We start from the raw sequence: 25,463 nt of genomic DNA on the forward strand, positions 1-25,463 counted from the left end.
ATAGTATTTCACGTTTAGTGGGTAAATAATTGAGAGAATGTAGAAGAGAGAAATGTTAAATAAAAAGAAATTTCTTTGCAAATAATTTATATATTATTAGTAAAAAGATGATTTAAGAAGTGTTTAAGTAAAGAGTATACAATGATAGAATATATATTAAAATAAAGAATTTACTAAAGGTGATATGTATGATTACTTATGTGAAAATGGATTTATTTCAAAGTCCTGCCCATGTGCTTGTTAATACTATAAATACAGTTGGTGTTATGGGGAAGGGGATTGCTAAGACTTTTAAAGAAGTATATCCAGATATGTTTAAAGAATATCAAGTACTTTGTGAGAAAGAGTTATTAACAGTAGGAAAGTTGTGGATATATAAAACGCCTAATAAGTGGATTTTGAATTTTCCTACAAAAAAACATTGGAGAAGTCCTTCAAAAATAGAATATATTGAAGCTGGTTTGCAAAAATTTGTGAAATCATATGAGGAAAAAGGGATTGATTCTATAGCGTTTCCACCACTAGGGTGTGGGAATGGTGGCCTCAATTGGGAGAGTGAAGTAAAGCCTTTAATGGAAAAATATTTAAAAGACCTTCCGATTGATATTTATATTCATTTACCACCAGCAGAATTAAAGACTGCAAAGAAGGAACATTTAAATGTAAAAGAGATTAAAAATTGGTTACATTCTCAACCTAATTCCTTAAGCTTTTATGAAGTTTGGGAAGATATAGTGAATCTAATTGAGAGCGAAAAAATACTCTTTTCTAAAGGGAAAACATACGAACTTAAAATCTTAGAAAGAGATGAACAAACTTGTATACAGTTTATTTTAGCTGGGAAGATTGAGGAAATTACTAAAGAACAACTGAATGATATCTGGGATTATTTAAGAAATGTGGGGATATGTACAAGTAAGTCAATTCCAAGTCATTTAGTTTCACAGACTAATTTAGTATTTAATTTACTTAATGGATTGCCATATATTAGGCCACTAGAAGTTGCACATGGCATCAGAAAATCAGGCGATATTTTTGAAATGGGAATTAGATTAGTACCCGTTTATGAAAGTGGGTCACAACAAGGGGAACTTATGATATGAAGAATAAGTTAAACTCACATATATTTTCAGAAGTGTTTACAGAAATGGCTAAAAGTGATTGGATTGGTTCTAGAAAATGGTGGACAAATTATATTTTTCATTTTACTAATATCAATAATGCAGTGGAAATATTAAAACAGAAACGCCTTTGTTCTAGACAAAAGGCATTATCTGAAGGCTTGATGGTTACGGATAATGCTAGTAGAGATGTTATAGCAATAACTGAAGAGAAGCGGAAACAATATGTAAGATTTTATTTTAGGCCTAGAACACCGACTCAATTTCATAATGAAGGGTTTAAGAGTGTTAATCAAAAAGAACATTTAAATGCACATTGCCCTGTGCCTGTTTTTTTCCTATTTGATTCATTAGCTATGTTATCAAGAACAGATTCTTATTTTACATATGGAAATTTAGCGAGAAATCCTGACGTTTATTGTAAAAGTGAAGATTTCAGGGGAATGCCATTTCAAAATGTTTACCATGACCAATGGCATTATGAAGACCAAATTACTTTTAATCGACATGCTGAAGTTATCATTCCAAATGAGTGTGATTTAAATGATTTAAAGTATGTTGTTTGCAGGAGTCAGGCGGAAAAAGAGACATTGATAAATGTATATAATGATTTCAGTGCGAATACTATTGATTCCTATAAAGTTTTAGTCAAACCAAGCCTGCATCTTTTTTTTAGAAAATGGTTTTACATAGATAAAGTAACGCTATCGGAACAGTGTATAGTTTTTGAATTTAACAAGGGTGAAAATCGGCATGCAGAGTATGATTTTTGTTGTGAGTTTGAAAAAACAGATACTGGAGAAGTAAAAGTATGGAGAGACCCAAACTTTAATCCTGGGAACAGTTTAAAACTTAATTTTAAGAATGGACATCATCAGTATATTTTGTCGGTTTATATTGATGGACATTTGGCTTATAAAGGGAAATATCATAGAGAAAGTGGATTACCTTTCTAATTTCTATAAAAGGATATTTTTAAAGAAGAACAGCAATGTTAAGTAAATAATAGTTATAAAAATTCCTCCATTATAAACTATATAGAGCAAACGTCTATAAAAGTACTTTTCGGAATATGAAATAAATGAAAAATATCCCCTTTATACAGAGCTATTTTGAAGGGTAATGAAGGGGTAATTTATAAGGAAAGTGAAAAATATACTTGTGGAATTGTTAATGTATTTTAAAATGCACATAGTTAAGATTTGTAGTTTTATAGGCAATAACTAAAGGGAGATTCTTTGCCGAAATTTTGTTGCAAACCTTAATAGGTTAACTTTTTGTGGTCATTAATAAATAATTATTACTAGTTTCTATTAGTCTTCATATATTAAATATAAGGGAATCGTAGCTCACTTATATAATATAATTATATATTACCACGGAAAGTTAACCTGTTAAAAAAGTTGACTAGCAACTTCTCAATACTCTGTCAGAGGTCTATACTAGCCCTACATGAAGTTGTTTGTAGTGGGGTGCAAAAATGTCAGTTTACTAGTATCTTCTCCATATCAGTATCTGAAGTGTATTAGGGTGGTCGTTGAGAGGTCTTGGCTAGAGTCTTCATATACCCTTATCTAGAACTTGTTATAACAAGTTAGTTCTTACAAATCTTAATATGTATTATTTTTGTGGTCGCTCATAATTACTAATGTAATATATATTGTTCCAAAAATGGTACATATTTAAAATCGTGACAAATAAAAAAAGGCAGCATAGCTACCTTAATATATGATATGTATTTGTTAGATATTTACCGTTTTCCATTTTCCTTTTAACATATATATAATTCTCATCTTCTAATAGTCGAAGATATTCTTGAATTGTGTTTTGACGTATCTTGTAAATAGCAGCTAACTCATCCTGAGGTATCCTGAACTTCTTTTTCGTTCCACATAGACTCTTCAAGATGCTGTAAATCAAAAAGCCATTGCATCCTAGTTTTGAGTTTTGAATAATACTTTTGAATACTTCAAATTCTATGTTGAAAGTATCAGATACATTGTAAAGTGTACCGTCATATTCTCTTTTATCTTCATTATCAGGAATAACTTTGCTGCGTTCTATTAGAGTAGTGGCATCTTAACCCTAACTCCTCTATATGGTACAAGTTCTTTTCTATGAACCATTTCACGTATGTCACTAGCCATTTTAAATCCTTCAACAAAACCTGTTTCTTCGTAGTATATTGGGTTCATAGGATAATCAGTGATTGTTTTAATATACCCTAACTGTTCAAGTAATCCTCCATCTTTAATGATTTTATCCACTGTTTTGTTAATCGAACTGTAGCCAAGAAATGATTTCATCTCACCCTGTGTGATGATTGTATTGTCATCTTTTAAATACCAACAATATTTATATAGAAAATTCAGATATGTATAGTAGCAGTAAGCGAAGCTGAACGGTTTAATACTATTGAAATGTTTTGTAAATTCTATAAAAATCTCATTAGGTAAGTATACGTGTTCTCCCTTTTTTTCCATTTAAAATCTCTCCATACTCTATTTTGAAAATTTACAATCAGCGCTGTTTGTTTGCTCAATATATCACAAAGTGATTAGGGTTGTCGAAGTTCAAAATAGCTCTTGAAATGAAGAAGAGGAATTTTAGTATGTAATCATTTGTTAAATTTAATGAGAGGATAGAAAGGGGTTTTTAATCTATTAGAGTGTTGCGAGCAGGTTTCTCCATTTATTGGGGGTTACTAAAAGTTTGCTGTCACAAATCATAATAAGTTAACTTTTTGTGTTGATTAATAACTACTAACGTAGTGTCTGTATACTTAGTTTATCTAGTATATATATAACATTTTCCAATTTACTAGGTGACTAGTCGCATAGTAAATATAATATAATTATATATTACCACAGAAAGTTAACCTATTGGGAATGGTGAGAAGTGGGAACTCAAAATCAAAATCAGGGCAAAATTTGGGAGTGTATGCTTGCTCGTGGTATCGGCTTGTTGGTCAATTATTGTAAACTATCCGCCACCTTTTCGGTCACATAAATTTAGTTGTGTGACGTTTGTCTTTGTTTTTCATTGGGGGTGGTTCGATGTAGTGGTTTGTTTTGCGCGACAATTACCTTGAATAGTTTGACGAAAAAGTTCGAGAACTTGCGGAGAGATTTGAGAGTATAGGGCGTTTCAATGGCTTTTAAGGCTATTCATTACAAGATGTTACAACTCTACTTTAGATTAATATGTTTGTTGTACAGATATAACTCTAGAACCTCTACAGGAGTCTCGAGAGGTTCTAGAGTTATATGTATGACACATAGTATCAAATTGGAATTTTATTCAACTAGAGAAACCTGCATCAAATTGATACAGCACAAGAAGAGACAAGGGGAATAGTGATGGCATGCACATATCATATCCATGTCATCAACATACCTTGTCTTGTGTTGTTCCGTTAATACTGTCTATACACTCCCGTACCTTCTATATACTTATTATGCATGTGCTTGCCTTTCTCTCGTTGTCTTGCCTGTCCTTGTCATGTTATGCTCCTACTTGTTAGTATGTGCCTGTCTGTCACTGTCCTACGATTCAATGAATATAGTTAGTCCGTGCCATGTTGGTATCATGTTACATCTTTTGCATAAAGCTTTTATATGAGAAAAAGCCTTGCACATCTTAGCAGGGCTTTCTTATTTGTCAAACGCTATGATGTGAGTAAAACAATTGGCCTAAAGCTGTCTGAGATATCACATGTTTTTTCCGTCCTATTTCTGTTGATTAGAATATTACACCTTTGCTAGGAATTATATAACCCATGGATATTTCTCCTTGTCATTATTATTGCAGCTTTCTCTTTGCTCGAATCAATGTACTCATACTTGATACCCGTCAATTGCCCTAGTTGCGTATATAAATGCGTTTCTAGTAATTCTAACGTATGCTCTATTTGTTTCGGTGTGTACTTGTTCGGTCTACCTTCTCGAAAGTCGTCACGCTGCTTAGTGATTGCCTTACCTTCCTGCGGACGCTCTATGATTAAATTACGCTCCAGTTCTGCTACTGCGAATAACGTTTGTAAGAAGAAACGCCCCATCGTTGTATTTTCTAGCAGCACTACATTAAGCGCATGAACCAATGGTTGTAAAAGATTAATTAGATTTAATGAGTAAATGAGATCTATTATCCCTTCACAATGGCGGTAAGTTCGGCGTTGACGGACATTTTTGGTGGTTTACATGGTGTTGGGGCATCTATTACAAAACAATAAAAATCCTACAAATCTAAACTAGGAAAGTATAAATAACTAGCAATGAAACCCTAATCATATCAATGAAAAAACACCTAATATGCATTTAATAAAAAATCAGTTTGCATTAAAATATTTTAATTAATATAGAAATGTTTTTTATTAATTAGGATTATTAAATTTACAGTTTTTCATGATATGATAAATTAATAAATGAAGTTAGTTTTTTCCTTTTTTATCAAAGAAATTAAATTGATAGAAAGGAGATGAGAAAATGGAAGAATTAGTATGGTCTTTTCTAAAAGGAATTTCTTTCGGTGTGGGGAAAAAGGCAATAGAATCACTTTACACTAATACAATTAAAAGCCACTTCTTCAACGACTGCAATCGTAAAAAAAGTGGCTAATAAAAAAGATTAAATAAAGTTAATGGTAAAACTAACTTCACAAAATATTTACCGAAAGCAAGGGTACTGCAATACCTTTGCTTTTTATTTTGTGTAGTTGTGTAATACACTTCCATTATAACATGTTTGTAGATGAGGCACACCGTACCCAAACCTGTAATATTTTATTATTGGCATACAAATAACATACTTTAAACAGCAAAAACGTTATCGCTAAAACTTAACAAAATAAAGATTTTTTATAGCAAACCAATCTGATTTTAATTTTTATCGATAATTCATGTGCATTCACTACTATTCTTGTTTTATTTGAAGGGAGTATGGATGAGGGTGGTTAAATGGAAACGGTGTACATAATTATTATCCCCTAACGTGCTATAATTTACTTATGTAATAATATGTAAAGTGAGAAGGAAGGATTTAAATATTACAATGACACAGGAAGAGTAGTATATATTCATCCTGCTACATTTATTCATGGTTGCAAAGGGGATGAAGCACCCATTAAGCCATTGGAAGAAAGATTATTTATTCTACCAGAAGGAACATATCCTTGGATAAAGATGTGGGATTACGGTGAAAAAAGAGGATTGCAAATTTTGGTTTCACCTACTATGGATTAAATTGAGTGATGCTTATCAAGGAGGTTGAATAAATAGTAAATACAGAAATATATTTCCGTATTCCTAAAGAGAATTATAATATGTATAAGAAAGTATGGATTGAGAAGATTTCATGGGATTGAAGAAAATGGATATAAACATTTATATAAATTGGTAAAAGGGGTTGGAAATATGAATAATTCTGTAAACTTTACTGTATTATCCATGAGCTTGTTAAAGGATTACGATGTAGTACCTTTTTTAATAATTGCACTAGGAACCGTTAAGCATACTCATGATTTAATTGATAGTTGTTATGATGAAAGAGAGCAGGAATATTATGAAGCATATCGTAGAAGTAAATTCTATATTCCTAAGTTACATAATGGTTATACTGTTTCAAATCAAGAAAGAATAAAAAAAGTGGTAGGAATGTTACAATGGGCAATTGATAACGAGGATGATACGAATATTATAAAACTTATGAAAAAAGGTTATAGATTGGCATATAATTATGTTTTGCAAAAAAAAGATAGTGTTATTCTTCATGAGTTTTTAAATGATAAATATAGAAAGAATTTTGCTAAGAATACTTATGAAGATAGCTATACTTTTTCACAAATGCATTATATGAGTTATATTTCAGTGGTAATGTATAGTACTATTAGGCAAAATAAAGAACTTGTAATAAATTCAATGTTAAAAATAGATTTGGAAGAGATGGTTGGAGGAGATTCTATGAAATTTCCTATCACAATTACGGAAGCCATTTCTGATGTAGAAGAATGTTATAAAAATGAAGAAATCGTTAAACTTTTTAATGAATATGAAATTGCGTTTAAACAAAAAAATCACGTTTTAGAAGATATAATTGGTTATCTAACTGACAAAGAGAAACGAATTTTTAAGAAACTGCATTCCCAGGATATAGAACAAGCGGATTTTGATTATAAAGTGGCGAGACAAGGTAAAATGAAATTTCATTCTATGATTTCTGCATGGGTGCAGTATATGGGAATTAATTATAAAGATTTGAAAATGAATATAGTATTTTCTAAGGAAGACTTGATTCGTTTATTTGCGACATATACTTTTTTTAAAAAGGAATTTAGCATTAGAGATGATAAACATAAGGATATTATTATATTCTCTTTCTTAAATATTTGGGCTATATCTAAAGAATATGAATATACAAAAAATAAATATTTGGAAGATATAAAAGAGGAATATTATGAAGAGTTATCTAGTATTAAGAATGAACTATTACTTCAGACGGAACAACTTGCGACAAAGAAGGCGGAAACTCAGGCTAAACAACAAGTTATAGAAGAAGAAAATAAATTATTAAGAGAAGAGAATGAAGCATTAAAAAGGAAAATAAAAAGGCATGAGCAGCAGCTTCAAGAAGTGAAACAAAATTCTACGGAACTTTTAGCATTACGTGAGTTGCTATTTGATTTGGAAAATAAAGAAGAAAATCTTCAGCGTAGAAATTTACATATTGAAGAAGGATATGAAGATAGACTTCGATATCTTAATAGTAAAAAATGTGCAATAGTTGGTGGTCATCCAGATTGGCAAAATAAGATAAAGAAGGGTATTAGTAGTTTTGTATTTATTGATGTAGACGAAAAGTGTAGAAATTTGAGTTTTTTAAATAAAATGGATGCCGTTTTTATAAAAACGACTTATCTTAATCACTCACTTTATTATAAAGTGATAAACGCTGTTAATATGAGTGGTGTACCTATCTTTTATCTTAACCGTACTGATAATATTGAACTAACTATTAATGAAATGAACGAAAGATTATCGTCTCAGATAAGTGCAAACTAATAATAGATAGATTAGTTTGCAGTCGGATTAATGATTGTCATAAAAATCTCTGAAAGAGAGAATACCGAGTGAAATTAATTCATAAAATTATTTTTAGAATTGTTAATAGAATGTTTGAAAATCTTGCTATTTTTCGACTGAGTTCGACAAGAGTTTTTTTGTTTATTTGTTAAAATAAAACTTACATTCTAATTTTAAGGGGGGAGATAGAAAATGCTGAATTTAGAACCGTTTGTTTATGTGAACAAAATAGTAGTTAATGATACAGATAAAGTGCGAGAGTATTTTGAGGAACTTTTACAGAGAAGAAATAGTACAGAGGGCTACCATTCACTTGAGAGTTCAGAAGAAGTCATTGCTATTAATTACTATAGGGTTATAAATACATTTGATTTTTCTTTTGATAAAGAAAACAATAAAATCATCTCAGAAGAAACCCCTAAAATTATGAATGCAGAATTAAGATTGAATTTAGAGAATGGAACGCTAATCGTCTGGGGGAAACCCAGTGTAATTAAGTTTATAAATAAAATTTTACAGGATGAAGAACTTTTTCAGGTTAAATCAAATGGATTTGAATTTGAGAATTTTTATAAGAATTTTTCAGAGTGTAAAACTGAAATAACGGAAGTTTCATTTAACGATATTAGAGTTCTTAATAAATATATACCTATTGCCACTTTGAGTACAACAAGTAATAATGACGCTTTATATTTAGTTGAAAATCTAGGTGCAAAAGTCTCGAGACTAAAAGTTAAGGTTTTTTCTAAAGACGATGAGTTTGTTGAGCTAGATACCAATCTTGAAGATGGGATAATTAAATTTAATTTTCAAGTTATAGATAAAGTGTTTATTGAAGATATAAAAGAGAGAATTAATAATTTGAAATTAATATGAGGTGTATTTTATGTCAGAGCAACAACAATTTGAAGGGGAAAGATGGACAACACAAACTATAAGGTTATTAACAGAATTAGGTTGGAGGCAGGTAGGATGCTCTAATTTTGATATTTCTTGCGAAAAGAAAAGTCTTCATGGAACAAAAGATGGAGAAAGAAGAAATGACCACGGAGTAGATTCGCTTTTTACATACCATGATCCATATCTAAATGAAAATTTAAATATTATTGTTGAATCAAAGAAAAGAATTTGGTCTGGCATTAATAAATCCAATATTGAATCATTTGTAAAACAGCTTTATATGACCGTTGAATGTGCGGATTATTCTCATAAACTACATGAATTAGGATGTGAAGGCGTCAATACAGGATTACTTATGATTTGGTGCGATGAGATAGATAAATATAACCATGATAAAGTAATTGAATATTTATCTCAAATAAAATTACCGCAAAAAAAGAAACCTATTACATTATATGTTGCAACAAATCATGAGATTTTAAGGTGGTCATCGTTAATAGATTATAAAGAAAAATTAGAAAGAGATTGTGAGGAATTTAATTTCTTTTACCCTAGTGACTTTTATAGAAGAGGAAAAAGTATGGGCACGCAAAAAGGTTATTTAAATTTAATTCAGTTGTATTCTAGCTACATTTTTGCTAAAAGCCGAAAAAGGGTAGAAGCAGGTGATGTTATCACAACAATTGACATAAATCATGTATTCTTTTTTGCGGAGCCAACTAAAAAGGAATTGGAGTTTATGTATCAATTATTGCAAGATTTTCAATTTGAAGCTGCAAAAGAAATTCATATTCATTTTCATGGAGAGCAAATAGGATTTAGAGAGGCTATTGAAGAATTTGTTCGCAATAAAAGGAGCTATTTTGAACTTAATGAATCAAAACTGAAGATTAAAATTAAGTATATGGATGAATTAAAGAAAGTGCCAGAAAAGTATAGTGTTAAGGAGGGGGTATGAATTGATTAAAAATTATCCTAAAAAATATAGTATTAGAAAAGTTATGCAAGAGCATCTTTCAACAAAAGATACTAAGGATTTTTTAAAGATGAGAGGGGTTTTAGCTATTTGTAATAAAAAGGAGGATTTAGCTAAAATCGGGGGGGATTACTACTTCAATCAGAAAGATTATGCCGATTTAAAGGCGAGAATGGATGTAGAACAAAATTATAAAAGGTCAGGTAGAATTTTATTTCCAAAGGAGCATTTAGATAGCCTGCAATCAGCTTTAGAACTATTCGGAAATTCCTATATTAATCGAGAAGATAATACAAGATTAAGAGTTTTAAAAAATGCAGATGGTACTACGAATGTTTTACTAACTTATGACGAATACAAACCAAGCATGATTGATTTATTGGATAGTACTACACGTGAAGTTGAAATTAAGTTGAATACACATGGTGCGAATTGTAGCTTGGATTTTAATATGCAGGCAGTCAGTGATTATAAAAAAGTTAAGGAATTGATAAAATATATTACTGATAATGATGAAGATATTAAATTCGAGTTTCAAGAGATTTCTTTAAATAAGTTAAAAAAATCCAATAGAATAGAGTTATTTGAAAGATTTTTCAGAGCTATTGATAACCCTTGGGAATTGGTTGAGATAAAAAAGTTAAAAGTTAAAAGAGATTCAACAGAGCAAAAAATAGATGCAGACCAACTAGCAGGAATTAATTCTGCTGTTTTAGATGGTGATAATCTAAATGAAAATAGGTTTGTAAAAAGTACACTAGACCAAGGTTTTTATTTTTCCATGGCTTCAATGAGGTTAGACCATATATCTAGTAATAAATTCATTGACTTGGTTATTGATTTTAAAACGAGACCTGAGATGTGTGAAGTAAAAATAAATAATTCTGGAGTTTATGTGGTTAAAGAAGTTGGGGATGGTTTGGCGGAACAGAAAAGTGTCATGGAAGGCAATGAACAAGAAAAGTTGTTACTAGAATATAAAAATAAACTTTATGAAATTTTTCTTGAATTAGGTAATGTGCCAATGGTTAATGTAGAATTTGCAGCATCTAATGAAGTTGCAGCTTCGACAGAAGATAAGGAATCAGAATAGATATAGTTCTACATAACTTTATAATGTTGAATATCAATAATAAAACACTGTGTTAAACCTTTTGACATAGTGTTTTTATATGTGAATATCAGTATACTCAAAAAATACTTTTATTGAGTATAGAAGGGTAAAGAAGAAAGGGCATTAGCGATGCAGTGGAGGGGATACAAGGGTTGTCCAAAACGTTACAACGATATACATAAGAAATTACACTATGCAATCAAGATGAAAGTAAAATAATAGTCGATGAATTTAGTGAAATGAAACATATAAGCCGAGTAACTTTATACAGAGTCATAAAACAGTAGTAATGAAAAAAGAGAACTATCTGTTTCTTTTATATAAGGAGAGGGGATATTTTCGAACTTTGTCTTTTTTGGAGTAGCATAGTTGTTTAGTAGAGATATTTACAAGACAATGGATGAAAAGTACTAATACATTTAAGTTAAAATGAAGATTATTTCAAGTAAATAGTATTATTATAAAATGACTAGAAAGTAAAGGAGTGTAAAATAATGTCACAAGCACATGAGGTTATAAGTGTGGGAAGATATAAATATATTTTAGCTAATCACCATAGAAATAGACAAAATAATGATAAATCTCTTTGGACTATTACTCAAAACGAAGAACTAGAAAGTTTTAAATTAATGTCTAATAATAGTTGGATAGTAGATGATAATAAGGGCTGGTCTATACATAGGGTAAATTATTCGAATGAAATTTTAGGAGTCAGTACTCAAAAAGAGAGTGTTCAGATTGCAAAATTTGTAGATAGTTCTAATAATCTAGAATGGCATGGATATCCAGTTGATTATAGAAAGTCTGTGTATGATAGACCACAATCTACAATTTTAAAAGATTGGGTTAATCAAGGGATTATAAAAAGAGCTGATATGTCCAAGATTTTAAAAGGGAAAGGCTGCACAATTTAAATGAAAAATATAACTATAAAAATAGAAGGAGAGTTTTGGGATTATTTAATTAAGTACAATGAATTAGTTCTCTGGACATTTGATGGTAAAATTGAAATTTACGATTGGCAAAAATTAATTATAGATTTATCGATAAAAAGAAATGATTTTAAAATATTGGAATTATTTCAAGGTAAATCAAATTCGGGGCCAAATGATTATTATTCGCCTTTATATGAAGATGTATTAATATACATTTCAAAATATGAATTAAGAAATTACATAAAAAAGGAACTTGAACTACCTTTTTATGATTTAGTAATTTCTATTGATTCTTATAAAAATAATGTATTTGTAAACACTGATGAGGGATTATATGTTATAGATATGTTGAATTATATTGATAAACAAAAAATATGGGATAGCCCACTTTATGATATTAGAGTTGGTACATATGGTAGATTAGCTTTATCTGCTGGAGATGAAGGAGTATATGAATATAATACAACTGAAGAAGTACTAAAGAATAGCTTAGATGTAAGAAAAATAGACAAAAATATTTATTTGTTATCGAATAAGCATTCAAATTCGGTTAATTGGGTAAATAACTATATATATAGTACATCTGCTATAAAAGATGCTTTTATAACACAATCAAAAAGTAGAATAGAAGAAAATAATTATATAGATAAAATTATTGAAGAACCTAATATATTTAAATCATACAAAAAACAAAGACATGAAATAAGTTGGGCAAGTAATGGTAAATTATATAGGGTGTTTGGTAATAATAATTTGGAAATAGTAACTTTTACTAGAGACAACAGACAAAATCTAAGCTTCACATCCAGGTTTGTAAAATTCATGACTTGGAAGGGGGATATTATTTCAGGTGCTAGTGCTAAATTTGGTACTGTTGTGGAATGTGAAAACGCTTTAGTTATTATCTATAATGAAGAAGAAGTTTTAAATATAGGGGGTGATATAATCAGATGGAAAATCTATAATAGATACCATAGATATAATAATATATTAGGAATAATTTTTGAGGATTCAATTATGTTTAAAGCATATGATACTAATGAAATAGGTTACTGATAAATCATACAGAGTAGATTTTATATAAAGATATTGAATGGAAATAAGAATTTTTACCACAAAACTTATTGAAGTTCGCTCGTTGTTGCGGTTATATGCTATAGATGCTTATAAATTATTAATTAGTGTAATAAACCGTGGTCAATCTCAATGTATTGTTACAATGAATTTTAAAATTTTTCCTATTCCGAACTGCTCCTTCAATCGTTAGATACAGTCTAACAACTGATGGGGCAGTTTTTATGACTACATTTTCTTCCAAAGAAAACATACGAGTGGTGAGGTGAATATTTATAGGATATCAAAGATGGGAAAATGATTGCTATATCTATAGGTGTTTAATATTATTTTCTCTATAATAAGATTAAACGATTTAAAACTTCAGGTGAAAAAATTTTGAAAAACGTTATAAGCTCTACTCTGCACGATGGGGAAACTTGATGTACTTCATTATAGGGTCGAACATAGGTGAATTATTAGAGAAACAGTGGCAATTTTTAATATTCCCTCATATAAAATTCTTTGAAAATGGAAAGAGTTTTATTTTCTATTAGTAAAACTTTAAGCAATAGTCAATAAATGAAAAACATCGGTTATAATAAAATTACCATATACAGTACAGTTAAGGACTTCTAGGAGGCTCTTAACGATGAAAGGAAGCGTCAAAAAAGATAAGAATACAGGAAAGTATTTTTATATTGTTGATATTGGTATTGACCCTTTAACAGGTAAACGAAAGCAAAAGAAGAAAAGGGGATTCATTACTAAAAAGAAGCAGAAAATGCTTTAACAAAGCTGCTCTCAGAAGTTCATACTGGAACATATGCAGAACCTAGTAAGTTGCTTTATGGTGAGTATCTTGAGAGTTGGTTTAATACAAAGAAACATAGTTTCGGTATCCAAACAGCAAAGGTATTGAAAGGTTATTTAAACAGTCGTATCATCCCTTCCCTAGGCAACATCAAACTAGCTAAGTTTAACATCATTGCATATTCAAAACTATGTCAATTCACTGCGAGATGAGGGTTTAAAGCGAGGGACAATCGAGAAGATAATCAAAATCATTCGGAACTCTCTTGAACATGCGATTGATTTAGAGTTAATAAGTAAAAATGTTGCAGCGAAAACCAAGTTGCCTAGAGGCGATAAGGAAGAGCTAACTGTTTGGAATGAACAGGAAGTACAGTTGTTCTTAAAAGCTGCGCAGGATTGCAGGTATTCTATTGTCTTTCATATGGCTCTTGTAACTGGAATGAGACAGGGTGAATTTCTAGGGATACGGTGGAAAGATGTTGATTTAGAAAAGGGACATTTAACTATTAGCCAAACGTTAAGCCATGATGGGAAGATGTTCTTGCTTGGAGGAAAGACGAAATCAAGTTTAAGAAAGATACTATTACCTGTATCCACAATAGCAAAGCTAAAGAAACATAGAGCAGTCGTATTGAAAGAGAAGCTGAGTCAAGGTGAGGAATACCAAGAAAATGACTTGGTGATGTGTACGCCTTCTGGAACGCCAATCAATCCTGCTAATGTTAGGAGAAGTCTAAACGCTTTGATTAAGAAAGCAGTTGTGCCAAAGATTCGTTTTCATGATTTACGTCATACACATGCAACTCTGTTATTGGCTAAAGGTGTGAATGTGAAAGTGATTTCTGAGCGACTAGGGCATAGTAATATTAAAATCACATTAGACACTTATTCGCATGTATTGCCAACAATGCAAGAAGATGCGGTTAACAAAATAGAAGAGATTTTGTAGGGAATGTGACCAATTCTGTGACCACTGGTTGTTTAGGGAGCTATTGTAGACAAATAAAAACCGCATCAAACGTTAATTTGACACGGTTTCTACAAATATGACCCCGGAGAGGATCGAACTCACGACCTCCACCCTGTCAAGGTGGCGCTTTTCCTGCTGAGCTACGGGATCATGACCATTAAGGAGCGGTCGTATGTCACCGCTTATCCTTAGTTTGGTGTAACAATGTATTTACCATTGTTGTTAGATTTTCCAATATAATAAAGTAATTATTAGTATTTCAATAGAGATATTAAAAGGTATATTGTTTAGTAAATAGAGGCTAGGGAGTATCTTTTTTATACTTATATTTGTTAGAATTTTTTGGTAAAATGGAAATGTTATAGTACAAACAAATATTTATTATACTAATTATTAAATTATCAAGAAAATATAAAATAGTTTTTTATTTTAACCAGGAGGAATTCTATGAAAAGAGTAGTATTAACAGGAAATGGTTTATCTGTAGCACTAAACTCTGATTTCAGCTTGAAATCTATTACAGAAAGATTTTTTGATAGATTGGATGGGAGTCATAGGGAGTTTATTAAACATCATATGAAAGATAATTATTCACAGTTAGATTTTGAGGAGGCAATAGCCTCTATTGAACAGGTCTATGACTCTTTGGCACATTATAATGGTTTTCTAATTGGAGAAAAAGGTAAAAACTTTTTGGATGCTTACAAATTGAAGAATACGGAGTTTAATGATCATATTAAGGCTATACAAACAATAATTCATCAATACACATCATCTATCTTGGATTTAATAATTAACAATGTAAAGCAAAAAGATATCTCAGATAAGTTGCAACCTTTTGTTGATTGGTTAGTGGATACTATTGATTCATCTGAGAAAATAGATTTATTTACTTTAAATTTTGATTTGCTATTAGAAACTATTTTATTGACCTATTATTCAACAGATAAATTTGCAGACTTTCATTTTAGAGGGAAGAGATGGAGTGCAATAAACAATGAATGGCAATATTACTTTGACCCTGATAGAAGTAAACAAATACATCCGATAAATTATCAAAATAATATAAGATTGCATCATTTACATGGGTCTTTGTCTTCTTTTAAAGATATAAAGAGTGGAAGGCTTTTTAAGATTACTACAGAGGCATTAAGGGATAGCAATTTATATGAAAATATTTTTGAGAAAGGTGTTACTCCTTCAATAGTAACAGGTGGAGGAAAGAGTCTTAAAGTTCAACAGAATCCATTTCAATTTTATTACAATGAATTCAAAAAAAGTATGGTAATTGAGGATGATCTCTGTGATGAATTGTACATTATTGGATATAGCTTTAGAGATGATCATATAAATAAGACAATTGCAGACAGATGTAAAATTGCTAGAAGAAAGGAAAAACCAAAGCCGTTCAAATTGGTAATTGTAGATTATGCAAATGATGATACTTCAAAATTAGAGTTTATTTCAAGGATTAACAAAGCCTTAGAAATTCCAAAGAAACATGCTTTTCAGATAGATAGTGCAAATATATTATTTGGTGGAGCTAATAGTATTAAAAATATGTTAGTAAAAGTATGAGGCTGAGAGATTGCCTCTTTTTTATGGTAAAATAAAGAAATGTAATACCAACATAATTTTAATTCCTTAGGGAAATGAAAGTGAGGAGTCTATTTGTTAGAACAATTTAAAGGAATTATAGGTTATACAGATGAGGAATTTAAAGAATTATGGGAAGAAGCAGTTTTTGTAATTGATACTAATATCCTGATAAATTTTTACAAATATACATCAAAGGAATCTACACAAAGTTTGTTAGATATTTTAAAGAAATTAAAAGAAACCAACAGGTTATGGATACCTCATCAGGTAGCTCTTGAATATTTTTTTAATTATGAAGACAATATGTTCAAACCAAATGAGGGTTATGAATTATTGGGTAAGGAGTTAGCTAAACTAAAAGGGGATGCTAGAAAAACATTAACTACAGTTAAAAGTAAACATCCATACATAATGACTGAAAGATTTCAATTTTTTATTGAAAGTATAGAACAGTCAGATCAAAAACTCCAAGAACAGCTAAAGAAAGAAATTGATAACTTGCCTGATGCTAATGCAATTCAAGAGGATTTATTAAATTTGTTAGATGAAATAATTGGAGAGCCATATTCACAAAAGAGGATAGATGAGATAGAAAAAGAAGGTAAAAACAGATATCAGCATGATGTGCCCCCAGGATTTAAAGATAAAACTGACAATAATAAACAAGATTTTAGAACTTATGGTGATTTTAGGTATCAGCAATTATATGGAGACTTAATAGTATGGTATCAAATAATTGATAGAGCTAAAGATAAGAATAATCCAACACCAATAATTTTAATTACAGAAGACAGAAAAGAGGATTGGTGGGAGAAAGATGGTTCAAAAATCAAAAGACCTCATCCTCAACTAATTCAGGAATTTATTAATAAAACACAACAGAAATTTTATATGTATAGAACGGAAAATTTTGTAAGGAATGCAATGGAATATTTAGAAGCAGATGTTACAGAGGAACAATATAAAGAAGTTACAATGGAAATTGAAAACATTAGAAAGATTGAAGATTCAAAGATTGAAGATTCAAAGATAAAGAAAGTCAATAGTCAAAAACAAAGTGACATTGACAAAGTACTTGAATACTTAACTGAAAATGAGAGAGGTATTTATCAGTTAATGATCACTGAGACATATGGTCTACCATTTGATATTACTGTAGATTTTGTTAACTTTACTAATGCTGTTAAATGGGCTAAAAATATTGCTTTGCCTAGAATAGAGAGAAAGTTTCAAGAATTAATTACTCATCTTACATCAATAAATAAGGAGAAAGGTGAGCAGGCTCAGTATGTGTTTAATTCACTACCTGAAGATTCTGATGAGAGAATAGTAATGCTCTTAGAAGAAATAGAAGAAATATTAAAAACAATAGAAGTTTATAATTTAATTCCAGGATTAAGATAGTGATAAATGCGAAATAAGATCTTTACACTGTGGAAAAGCAGTTAGGTCTAACTCAAAGGAGCATATCACCTAAGCTAATTTATCCTTTACTAACATAGTTAATCTTAATGAGTTGAGGTAATTACACAACAATTACAGGCATAACGTAAATTTTCAAAGAGAGGTAGGTGCCTCTCTTTTTTGTTTAAGATGTCCACCATAACGTACATATTTGTTCTTCAACCAAACAATCTAATCAGAAATAAAGTTTGTTGTTATATCTGACTGATAAAATGCTTTTGTACTTTTTTCGTTATGAAAAACTTTAATATTGTTGAACATAAATATGAATTGATTTAAAGATTTTGGTCGCAAATTCTGTTTAACTTTAAATTTAAGAAAATTTTCGAATAATCGTTCACCTGCATTTTCCTTTGTAATTCTTTTAGCTTTTCGTTCATATGGCTGTCGTTTTCGTACGTTTCCTTTTTCACTAAATTATCCTAAAGACAATAAAAACACTCCTTGTATTCAGAATTTTAGATTTAAAGGAGTGTTGGGTTTCAATCAATATTTGAGTGGAACCTAATACTATTTCTTTATGTTTAACAGTATACATATATCAACGTTTTTTTAAGTTATAATTGATAATCCTTCTGTAAAACCTGTTAAGGAGGAGGTCTTTTAGATAAATTAGTCTTCTCTTTGTATTATAAACTCCCAAAACTTTTTTAATTCCTCACGTTTTTGAGGAGTCGCATTGCTTATATCTTTAAACCATTGATAAAGGTCAGGATCTTGTATGTCTGTAACTTGTCTTATTTTAGTTGTACCGAGGAGGTAATCAATTGATACATCAAAGAAAGTGGCTAATTTTATCAATGTATTATAATCGGGTTCACGATTTCCTTGTTCATACATTGCATATGTAGTTCGGGCGATCCCTAGTTGTTTTGCCATGTCTTCTTGACGCAGTTTGCGTTCTTTTCGAAGAGTGTGTAGTCTTGTGCCAAACATATGCTACCTCCTTTTAGGTGTTTTCTATATCAATTATAACGTCACAATATGTAACATTTAATAAAGTACACGAAATGTGTAAAAAATGTTGAATTTATAATTATTTTCATGTAATGTGATTATTAGATACACATTTTGTGACAATAAATGGAGGGGAACAATGAGGTTATGGTTATTGGAAAAACGCAAATATAGAGAGAAAACACAGGATTATATTGCATATAAGGCAAGAATATCTAGAAGTATGTATGCAATGATTGAAAGTGGTGAAAGAAATCCAAGTGTTCCTGTCGCAAAGAATATAGCTAAGGTACTAAATTTTGATTGGACTCTTTTTTTTGAAGATTAATGTCACGATACGTGTAAATTAGAGGGTGAGAATTTTATTTATATATTGTTTTCCTAAAACGAAATAATTTATTAATTATTTTTAAGAAAATATTAGATAAGGGAAGTGTTTAAATATGAATATGAAAACATTTGAAATGCGTGAAAAACGATTAGCAGAACTACTAGGTGCAAAAGTACTATGGGAATTTATAAGTGCTGTCACAGAGGAAATTGAAAAACAAGAATTAGAATCTACACCAGGTTTATTAGAAGATCTATTTGTACATGTGAAAGAAACCATTCAAATTCAAAATATGAATCAACGCATAACAAAAGCACCTGTAAAAACAGAGGCTAATGGTATAAATAAAGATACATTATTTATGGAAGCATATGTAGAATTAATCAATCATAAGTTTGTTATTTCTGAATTAGCTGTAGAGCTTTCATCTGTTCTAAAAGAATTAAATTATTTTGTTCAATCATCTTTGCCACAGCTTCAAAATAAGCTTGATTCTCAAGAACCTCAATCTGCTTCTCTTTAGAAAGTGATTGAAGTATTTCTTTTATTTTTTTACATTCGTATATGTTATTCTCCGAGTTTTCGATTAATTTATTACGACGATTGGTGTATTCAAGTACACCTAAAGTCGCTAATGCGCGAGGGTATAATCCTATAATTTCCATTTATTCCTCTGCTTTCCTCTGTAATAATTCGATAGGGGGAAGGAGATTCTTTTAATGATTTAATGGAATTGTATATAGTTATATAACCCACCTTTATACTAATAAAAGAGTTATTTAACTTAATAGATAATAGAGATAAATTTATAAATGCTTTTAGTTAGAATTAGAAGAAGCACAGAAAGTGGTGAATAGTCGACCGTACAAAACGCAAAGGTTATATTCAAATACTGTAAGAAATGTAAAAATAATCAATGAGTTATTGGTGGGTTATTTATTATTGCTAAGTCTTTAAATAAGTAAGCATGTGCTTGCTTGGCTGATATTAATATATGAAATGGAGTAATAAAAATAGAGAACTATGTAAAGGTATCTGAGGAATGCTTAGGAGAGGATTAGGAAGATTGAAAGAGTGGTCGCAGGTGAAATTATTGAAGCATATATACGATGAAAAATGTGAGAAATAACGGCTGTTAAGACGATGAAAAATACTATAGTAGATCCGACAAAGTTTTATAAATTAGCAAAAGGATATGAAATGAAATTATAGCTGGAAAAATAAGACCGTATTTTTTATTTAAGGGTGTGGTTTCATAATTTCTGCTCGCCAGATGCATGGTAAATCTAAAGGAAAAAAGAATATAAAGTACAATATCAGGGTTTTCATATCAATGTAGAATATGTATTTTTTAGTATTAGTAAAAAAAGAGCTGTATCCTTGTTAGGATAAGACTCTAAAAATATAGTACGATTCATATTTTTATGAAATCAAATTTTATAAAAAATGATTTTATATTGGTTCAAGTGGCCATTGGAGTGTATGTACGATAACATCACTTCGTGGATCTATCCAAAAAGTACTTCCACCTTCTAGCTGAACGAGAAAGAGTACTTCCAATTCTGCAAAAATACTAATACCAGGAAATATTTGATTGATTATCACTGGTGGCATAGGTTGTGATCCAGTGAATCGGTGCTCCTGAAATTTATTAGAGCCCTCTAGAAAAATGAGTGTCTGAACCGCGGTGTTTTCACTAAGTATTTTCTTATTATCAACTCCAGGTGGAGCAAAGATACGTTGAAAAATTGTTTGCCGTGTAATCATCCAGCATTTACTCCATTGATCACCACTAAACCAATCTTCAGCGGTCGTAGATCCAATAATATTTCCAAATAATTCGATGTTAGGCGCAGAACGCCATGGACCTTGATCTGGCCGTGGAATTCGTTCTGCCTGGAGTTCAAATAAGGAAGATACACCGAATTGTAGTTTAAGTAATGAACTACCGTCATAAGTTTTCATCCCCGTAAAGTGGAAACCATCTGACTTTAACTCGCCTATAAAAGGGGCAGTATTTTTAAAAATTGAATTCGCCCAAAAGAAAAATGTATTCTGCCGATTTGGAACATGGTGCATTTCATCACATCCTTTCTATCTTAATGTATGAAGGCAGAACATGACCTATACCTGCTATGTATTCAACATTTATATCCCGGAAAAAGATAATGTTAAGGCAAATATCGATGGGTATTTACAGTGAAAAATGCATAATTCGAAAGAGAGACGTATTACATTACCATTAGCTAATTTTACATAAACATTTACAAATAAACCGAAATCGTAAACCATAAAGGAAGCGTATGTAGAATTAATCAAGCATAAGTTTGTTATTTCTGAATTAGCTGTAGAGCTTTCATCTGTTCTAAAAGAATTAAATTGTTTTGTTCAATCATCTTTGCCACAGCTTCAAAATAAGCTTAACTCTCAAGAACCTCAACCTGCTTCTCTTTAAAGAATTTTATTTCTTTATTCTCAAATATGTTATTTCCGGATTGTCGGATTAATTTATTATCTATGCACAACGTATTGTAGAATATGTTTTATTTTAAATTATATATGTGTGATATAATATATAAATCATTTTTTGGGAGGAATTATTTATGAAGTGCAATAAATATAATTGGGTACATTTAAAGAGGGAAAGCGTATCAATGACCCTATAAACTACGTCTACCCTTATTATTGGAGGGTAAAGTGTGAATTCATCTCATTCACATTCAATATTACGCCATAATCAAATTTTATTATGGCTCTGTGTTCTTTCTTTTTTCAGCGTTTTAAACGAAATGGTTTTGAATGTTTCATTACCTGATATCGCTAGTGATTTTAATAAGGAACCAGCAAGTATAAACTGGATAAACACAGCATTCATATTAACTTTTTCTATAGGAACAGCTGTATATGGAAAACTATCAGATCAGTTAGGCATCAAAAAGCTACTCTTATTTGGAATTATAGTGAATTGCTTCGGATCAGTTATCGGGTTTGTTGGACATTCGTTCTTTCCTGCACTTATTATGGCTCGGTTTATTCAGGGAGCTGGCGCAGCTGCATTTCCAGCACTTGTAATGGTTGTTGTTGCGCGTTATATTCCAAAAGAAAATAGCGGTAAAGCATTTGGGCTTATTGGGTCCATTGTAGCTATGGGAGAAGGTGTCGGACCATCTGTTGGTGGAGTAATTGCCGAATATGCTCATTGGTCTTATATACTGCTTTTGCCTGTTGTAACGATTATCACTGTTCCCTTCCTTGCAAAATTATTGAAACAGGAAGATGTAATAAAAGGAAGTATTGATGTTAAAGGAATAATATATATGTCCGTCGGTATTGTATTTTTTATAATGTTTACGACATCTTATAGAATTTCCTTTCTAGTTGTTAGCATTATATGTTTCTTGATATTTGTTAAACATATTAGGAAATTGTCTAATCCTTTTGTTAATCCTTCGCTAGGAAAAAATATATCATTTATGATTGGAATCATTTGTGGAGGACTTATATTGGGAACCGTAGCAGGATTTATTTCTATGGTTCCTTACATGATGAGAGATGTCTACCAATTAAGTACTGCCGCAATTGGAAGTGGGATTATTTTTCCTGGAGCAATGAGTGTTATTGTTTTCGGTTATATTGGGGGAGTGCTTGTTGATAAGAAAGGTTCTCTATTTGTATTAACAACTGGAGTTGCATTTCTTTCTATAAGCTTTTTAGTAGCAGCCTTTTTTATAGAAACAACGCCTTGGGTCATAACAATTATAGTAATGTTTGTTTTTGCCGGGCTTTCTTTTACGAAAACAGTTATCTCTACCATTGTTTCAAGTAGTTTGGAACAAAAGGAAGCTGGTGCTGGAATGAGTTTGCTTAATTTCACAAGCTTTCTATCGGAAGGGATGGGTATTGCAATTGTAGGTGGATTATTATCGATACATTTGCTAAATCGAAAATTATTACCTATAAATGCTGATCTGTCCACTCATTTGTATAGTAATTTGCTATTACTTTTTGCAGGAATCACAATTACTAGCTGGTTAGTTACAATGAAAATGTATAAACGCTCAATAAGAAATATATAAAAGAGCCAAAGAATTCATTTTTAAACGAATTTATTATTATATTTTTGGATAGTGAATATCTTACATCAAAAATTAAATGATTTTAAGCATAACCTCGTCCTAATTATAGAACGGGATTATACTTTCTTTAACTCGTAAACATAAATAACTTCATTGTCGCTTTATTATGATATAAATTTGATTGTGGCTTATAAGGTGTAGTCATTGAGCGATGAGAGGGATAATAATATTGCTGTGGACTTGAAGGTGAAGATGGATGATAATACAAGGTCTATCACTCCTTATCTTAATCATATTTTTCTCGATATTTTATTCATCTGTATATTTTTGAATAATTGTCTATGCATAATTGGGTGAATGCCAACTAAAACAGACGGTTTCCTCTTAAAACTCAATACAACAATATATGTATTAGTTACATTGGATGAAATAAGAAACCCAACTTAGATAAGATGGGTTTTTTTAATATGATACAATGCCTACCTGATGCCCAAAGCTCTTTTTGGATCTGGGAATATCTGTTAGCACCATCCGCAGTAATAGCAACAATCTAAAGGACTACTTCCACCTTTTGCGCATTCTTTCATACAAGGATCATTTGAAGGGGAATGAGTACTATGCGAATCTACGTACATCGTTTCAGGATAGGAATAGGGAGAATAAGATGGCTGTGGATTATAAGGTACAGCTTGGTTCATGCCATAAGTTGTATATGCCGTAGGTCTTGTACATTGTAGATACCAAGGTCTTGTTTTATACTGCCAACATATAGGCCGACATTCATATTCGAAACCTGGAGCTCCAGGTGTGCAATCCGCCATACATTGGGCATAGGTATAAGGGACTTTATAACAATACTGACGGTACAAAGACAATCACTCCTTATCTTAATCTTGTTTTCCACAATATTATATTTAGCTGTATACTTTTTGGGAAATTGTCCATGCATAATTGTCTAACCATGCATAATAAAGGTTAAATTTAAAATATGAACAAAGCTACTTTAACGGATCCGGAAACGTTCGTTAATTGAAAGGCGGTGAGAAATTGGGTTTAAGGGACAGATTTTCAAATTTTTTATTTAAACAAGCTGAAAAGCGAGGTTTGTTCGAAGATATTTTTAATAATACTGTTCGATATGGTGGTAGATATGCAGGCGATGATAATATCTTGGAATCTAGTGATGTTTATGAATTACTACAAGATATAAGTAATCAAATGATGTTGGCTGAGATTGTTGTGGAAGATAAAGACGGTAAGGAGAATGAGGAGACTCATTCCTTGTTTGATGTAGAGGGGGGATTTTCACAATCGGAGGAGGACTAGTGGAGAGGATAGGTATAGGTTGGTTCAGACACATGGTATGGAAATGTTGAGTGTCCGAGAAAGAAATATGAGAGTGTGGAAGCTGAAAAAGAAAATTGATGATAAAGAGAATGAATTAACAAACATAAAGAGAAAGGTTAAAGAAGGCATGGATGCTGAGCGAAAGAAACTTGACAATAGAAGGACAGGGTTCTAAGAGGTTTTAAACCTTGTTTATAATAAGAATCAATTAACATCAGAAGTTGATAAGCTAGGAATAGATGTTGAGGCTAAGAAAGTCGAGATTAATATGATTTACATTCTAATGGAAAACAATTAAACTGTATAAATGAATTAATTAATTAATTAATAAATAACAGGTACAAAAAGGAGAATTATCGTGAAAACAAAAAAATGGACAATTTGGGGAATTATCTTTTACATTCATTCAGCAGTATTACTTTTCTTAGGATTCGATAGACTCGGAGGATATCAAAATTCTGAAACATATACCGATTCAAATAAATATGCCTACGTAGGCGGAGATGCGTATAATTATATTATCAATACAAATGTACTTACAGGTTTCTTTGTACTTAGTGCTTCATTTTTTGTAGCAGGTACGATGTTAATTGCAACTGGTTCAATTCTAAGGGCTATCAAGGAAAAGTAAGTGAAGAACAAATACTTGAACCGTCAATAACAATATATAATTAAAAATGGACTTCTTTAGGGAGGTCTATTTTTATCTTTACTTTTGTTTCTACGAAG

At 30.8% G+C, this 25,463-nt stretch carries 20 protein-coding genes, 1 tRNA gene and 3 pseudogenes; 19 read left to right on the forward strand and 5 right to left on the reverse strand.

Annotation, left to right across the window (positions count from 1 at the left end; genetic code table 11):
- Positions 1–188 precede the first annotated feature (188 nt).
- Positions 189–1,103 (forward strand): macro domain-containing protein, encoded by a 915-nt coding sequence (locus NZ044_RS27990; protein ID WP_340950107.1) that lies wholly within the window; start codon positions 189–191, stop codon positions 1,101–1,103.
- Positions 1,100–2,077 carry a DarT ssDNA thymidine ADP-ribosyltransferase family protein gene (locus NZ044_RS27995; protein ID WP_340950108.1) on the forward strand — a complete coding sequence of 326 codons (978 nt, stop codon included), beginning with the start codon at positions 1,100–1,102 and terminating at the stop codon, positions 2,075–2,077. Before NZ044_RS27990 ends, NZ044_RS27995 begins: the two co-directional genes overlap by 4 nt.
- 1,107 nt (positions 2,078–3,184) lie before the next feature.
- Here NZ044_RS27995 and NZ044_RS28000 read toward each other — a convergent pair.
- The gene (locus NZ044_RS28000) at positions 3,185–3,604 is read right to left on the reverse strand and encodes a hypothetical protein (protein ID WP_340950109.1); all 420 of its coding nucleotides are present in this window, start codon (positions 3,602–3,604) and stop codon (positions 3,185–3,187) included.
- Between the two features lie 1,318 nt (positions 3,605–4,922).
- Positions 4,923–5,217, reverse strand: a pseudogene (locus NZ044_RS28005) (recombinase family protein); the annotation flags it as partial.
- A gap of 388 nt (positions 5,218–5,605) precedes the next feature.
- Here NZ044_RS28005 and NZ044_RS28010 point away from each other — a divergent pair.
- The 8 genes and pseudogenes from NZ044_RS28010 (at position 5,606) to NZ044_RS28045 (ending at position 14,939) form a co-directional block, all read left to right on the forward strand.
- Positions 5,606–5,737 (forward strand): hypothetical protein, encoded by a 132-nt coding sequence (locus NZ044_RS28010; protein ID WP_340950110.1) that lies wholly within the window; start codon positions 5,606–5,608, stop codon positions 5,735–5,737.
- Between the two features lie 794 nt (positions 5,738–6,531).
- On the forward strand, positions 6,532–8,175 hold the full coding sequence (locus NZ044_RS28015) for a hypothetical protein (RefSeq protein WP_340950111.1): 1,644 nt from the start codon (positions 6,532–6,534) through the stop codon (positions 8,173–8,175).
- A gap of 213 nt (positions 8,176–8,388) precedes the next feature.
- Positions 8,389–9,072 carry a hypothetical protein gene (locus tag NZ044_RS28020; RefSeq protein ID WP_340950112.1) on the forward strand — a complete coding sequence of 228 codons (684 nt, stop codon included), beginning with the start codon at positions 8,389–8,391 and terminating at the stop codon, positions 9,070–9,072.
- A 10-nt stretch (positions 9,073–9,082) separates the two neighbouring features.
- Complete coding sequence (locus tag NZ044_RS28025; RefSeq protein WP_322371737.1) at positions 9,083–10,054, forward strand: hypothetical protein; 972 nt, start codon at positions 9,083–9,085, stop codon at positions 10,052–10,054.
- Between the two features lies 1 nt (position 10,055).
- Positions 10,056–11,165, forward strand: coding sequence for a hypothetical protein (locus NZ044_RS28030; protein ID WP_340950113.1), 1,110 nt, complete (start codon positions 10,056–10,058; stop codon positions 11,163–11,165).
- 515 nt (positions 11,166–11,680) lie between these two features.
- Positions 11,681–12,100: a hypothetical protein gene (locus NZ044_RS28035; RefSeq protein ID WP_322371735.1), complete on the forward strand. Its 420-nt coding sequence runs from the start codon at positions 11,681–11,683 to the stop codon at positions 12,098–12,100.
- On the forward strand, positions 12,101–13,177 hold the full coding sequence (locus tag NZ044_RS28040) for a hypothetical protein (RefSeq protein ID WP_340950114.1): 1,077 nt from the start codon (positions 12,101–12,103) through the stop codon (positions 13,175–13,177). It begins immediately after the preceding gene.
- Positions 13,178–13,826: 649 nt separating this feature from the next.
- Positions 13,827–14,939, forward strand: a pseudogene (locus NZ044_RS28045) (tyrosine-type recombinase/integrase).
- Positions 14,940–15,037: 98 nt separating this feature from the next.
- On the opposite strand, the gene NZ044_RS28050 reads toward NZ044_RS28045, so the two are convergent.
- Positions 15,038–15,110 (reverse strand) — tRNA-Val (locus tag NZ044_RS28050).
- Positions 15,111–15,407: 297 nt separating this feature from the next.
- Here NZ044_RS28050 and NZ044_RS28055 point away from each other — a divergent pair.
- On the forward strand, positions 15,408–16,538 hold the full coding sequence (locus tag NZ044_RS28055; protein ID WP_340950115.1) for an SIR2 family protein: 1,131 nt from the start codon (positions 15,408–15,410) through the stop codon (positions 16,536–16,538).
- 93 nt (positions 16,539–16,631) lie between these two features.
- On the forward strand, positions 16,632–17,963 hold the full coding sequence (locus NZ044_RS28060) for a PIN-like domain-containing protein (protein WP_340950116.1): 1,332 nt from the start codon (positions 16,632–16,634) through the stop codon (positions 17,961–17,963).
- Between the two features lie 672 nt (positions 17,964–18,635).
- On the opposite strand, the gene NZ044_RS28065 is transcribed toward NZ044_RS28060, so the two are convergent.
- Complete coding sequence (locus NZ044_RS28065; protein ID WP_340950117.1) at positions 18,636–18,959, reverse strand: helix-turn-helix domain-containing protein; 324 nt, start codon at positions 18,957–18,959, stop codon at positions 18,636–18,638.
- A 160-nt stretch (positions 18,960–19,119) separates the two neighbouring features.
- Between NZ044_RS28065 and NZ044_RS28070 the strand changes: the two genes are divergently transcribed.
- Together NZ044_RS28070 and NZ044_RS28075 are read left to right on the forward strand one after the other, a co-directional pair.
- Positions 19,120–19,308 carry a helix-turn-helix transcriptional regulator gene (locus NZ044_RS28070; protein ID WP_074643555.1) on the forward strand — a complete coding sequence of 63 codons (189 nt, stop codon included), beginning with the start codon at positions 19,120–19,122 and terminating at the stop codon, positions 19,306–19,308.
- A 115-nt stretch (positions 19,309–19,423) separates the two neighbouring features.
- On the forward strand, positions 19,424–19,834 hold the full coding sequence (locus tag NZ044_RS28075; RefSeq protein WP_074789998.1) for a hypothetical protein: 411 nt from the start codon (positions 19,424–19,426) through the stop codon (positions 19,832–19,834).
- A 929-nt stretch (positions 19,835–20,763) separates the two neighbouring features.
- On the opposite strand, the gene NZ044_RS28080 is transcribed toward NZ044_RS28075, so the two are convergent.
- Positions 20,764–21,390 (reverse strand): hypothetical protein, encoded by a 627-nt coding sequence (locus NZ044_RS28080; RefSeq protein ID WP_074789997.1) that lies wholly within the window; start codon positions 21,388–21,390, stop codon positions 20,764–20,766.
- Positions 21,391–21,914: 524 nt separating this feature from the next.
- Between NZ044_RS28080 and NZ044_RS30920 the strand changes: the two genes are divergently transcribed.
- From NZ044_RS30920 to NZ044_RS28100, 5 genes and pseudogenes are all read left to right on the forward strand, one after another.
- The gene (locus tag NZ044_RS30920) at positions 21,915–21,977 is read left to right on the forward strand and encodes a tetracycline resistance efflux system leader peptide (RefSeq protein ID WP_106081929.1); all 63 of its coding nucleotides are present in this window, start codon (positions 21,915–21,917) and stop codon (positions 21,975–21,977) included.
- 33 nt (positions 21,978–22,010) lie between these two features.
- On the forward strand, positions 22,011–23,387 hold the full coding sequence (gene tet, locus NZ044_RS28085; RefSeq protein WP_340950118.1) for a Tet(L)/Tet(K)/Tet(45) family tetracycline efflux MFS transporter: 1,377 nt from the start codon (positions 22,011–22,013) through the stop codon (positions 23,385–23,387).
- Between the two features lie 1,047 nt (positions 23,388–24,434).
- A pseudogene (locus NZ044_RS28090) lies at positions 24,435–24,671 on the forward strand (phage portal protein); the annotation flags it as partial.
- Positions 24,672–24,756: 85 nt separating this feature from the next.
- Complete coding sequence (locus NZ044_RS28095; protein ID WP_340950119.1) at positions 24,757–24,909, forward strand: hypothetical protein; 153 nt, start codon at positions 24,757–24,759, stop codon at positions 24,907–24,909.
- A gap of 183 nt (positions 24,910–25,092) precedes the next feature.
- Positions 25,093–25,365: a hypothetical protein gene (locus NZ044_RS28100; RefSeq protein ID WP_000850455.1), complete on the forward strand. Its 273-nt coding sequence runs from the start codon at positions 25,093–25,095 to the stop codon at positions 25,363–25,365.
- Positions 25,366–25,463 lie beyond the last annotated feature (98 nt).

The organism is Bacillus sp. FSL K6-1338 (genome assembly GCF_038006965.1).
GTDB lineage: Bacteria > Bacillota > Bacilli > Bacillales > Bacillaceae_G > Bacillus_A > Bacillus_A thuringiensis_S.

Bases quoted from the DNA above. Each gene is read 5' to 3' on its own strand.
- NZ044_RS28020 (WP_340950112.1), top strand. From the start codon at position 8,389: ATGCTGAATTTAGAACCGTTTGTTTATGTGAACAAAATAGTAGTTAAT.
- NZ044_RS28040 (WP_340950114.1), top strand. From the start codon at position 12,101: ATGAAAAATATAACTATAAAAATAGAAGGAGAGTTTTGGGATTATTTA.
- NZ044_RS28015 (WP_340950111.1), top strand. From the start codon at position 6,532: ATGAATAATTCTGTAAACTTTACTGTATTATCCATGAGCTTGTTAAAG.
- NZ044_RS28095 (WP_340950119.1), top strand. From the start codon at position 24,757: ATGTTGAGTGTCCGAGAAAGAAATATGAGAGTGTGGAAGCTGAAAAAG.
- NZ044_RS28075 (WP_074789998.1), top strand. From the start codon at position 19,424: ATGAATATGAAAACATTTGAAATGCGTGAAAAACGATTAGCAGAACTA.
- NZ044_RS28055 (WP_340950115.1), top strand. From the start codon at position 15,408: ATGAAAAGAGTAGTATTAACAGGAAATGGTTTATCTGTAGCACTAAAC.
- NZ044_RS28025 (WP_322371737.1), top strand. From the start codon at position 9,083: ATGTCAGAGCAACAACAATTTGAAGGGGAAAGATGGACAACACAAACT.
- NZ044_RS27995 (WP_340950108.1), top strand. From the start codon at position 1,100: ATGAAGAATAAGTTAAACTCACATATATTTTCAGAAGTGTTTACAGAA.
- NZ044_RS28000 (WP_340950109.1), bottom strand. From the start codon at position 3,604: ATGGAAAAAAAGGGAGAACACGTATACTTACCTAATGAGATTTTTATA.
- NZ044_RS27990 (WP_340950107.1), top strand. From the start codon at position 189: ATGATTACTTATGTGAAAATGGATTTATTTCAAAGTCCTGCCCATGTG.
- NZ044_RS28080 (WP_074789997.1), bottom strand. From the start codon at position 21,390: ATGCACCATGTTCCAAATCGGCAGAATACATTTTTCTTTTGGGCGAAT.
- NZ044_RS28070 (WP_074643555.1), top strand. From the start codon at position 19,120: ATGAGGTTATGGTTATTGGAAAAACGCAAATATAGAGAGAAAACACAG.
- NZ044_RS28035 (WP_322371735.1), top strand. From the start codon at position 11,681: ATGTCACAAGCACATGAGGTTATAAGTGTGGGAAGATATAAATATATT.
- NZ044_RS28010 (WP_340950110.1), top strand. From the start codon at position 5,606: ATGGAAGAATTAGTATGGTCTTTTCTAAAAGGAATTTCTTTCGGTGTG.
- NZ044_RS28065 (WP_340950117.1), bottom strand. From the start codon at position 18,959: ATGTTTGGCACAAGACTACACACTCTTCGAAAAGAACGCAAACTGCGT.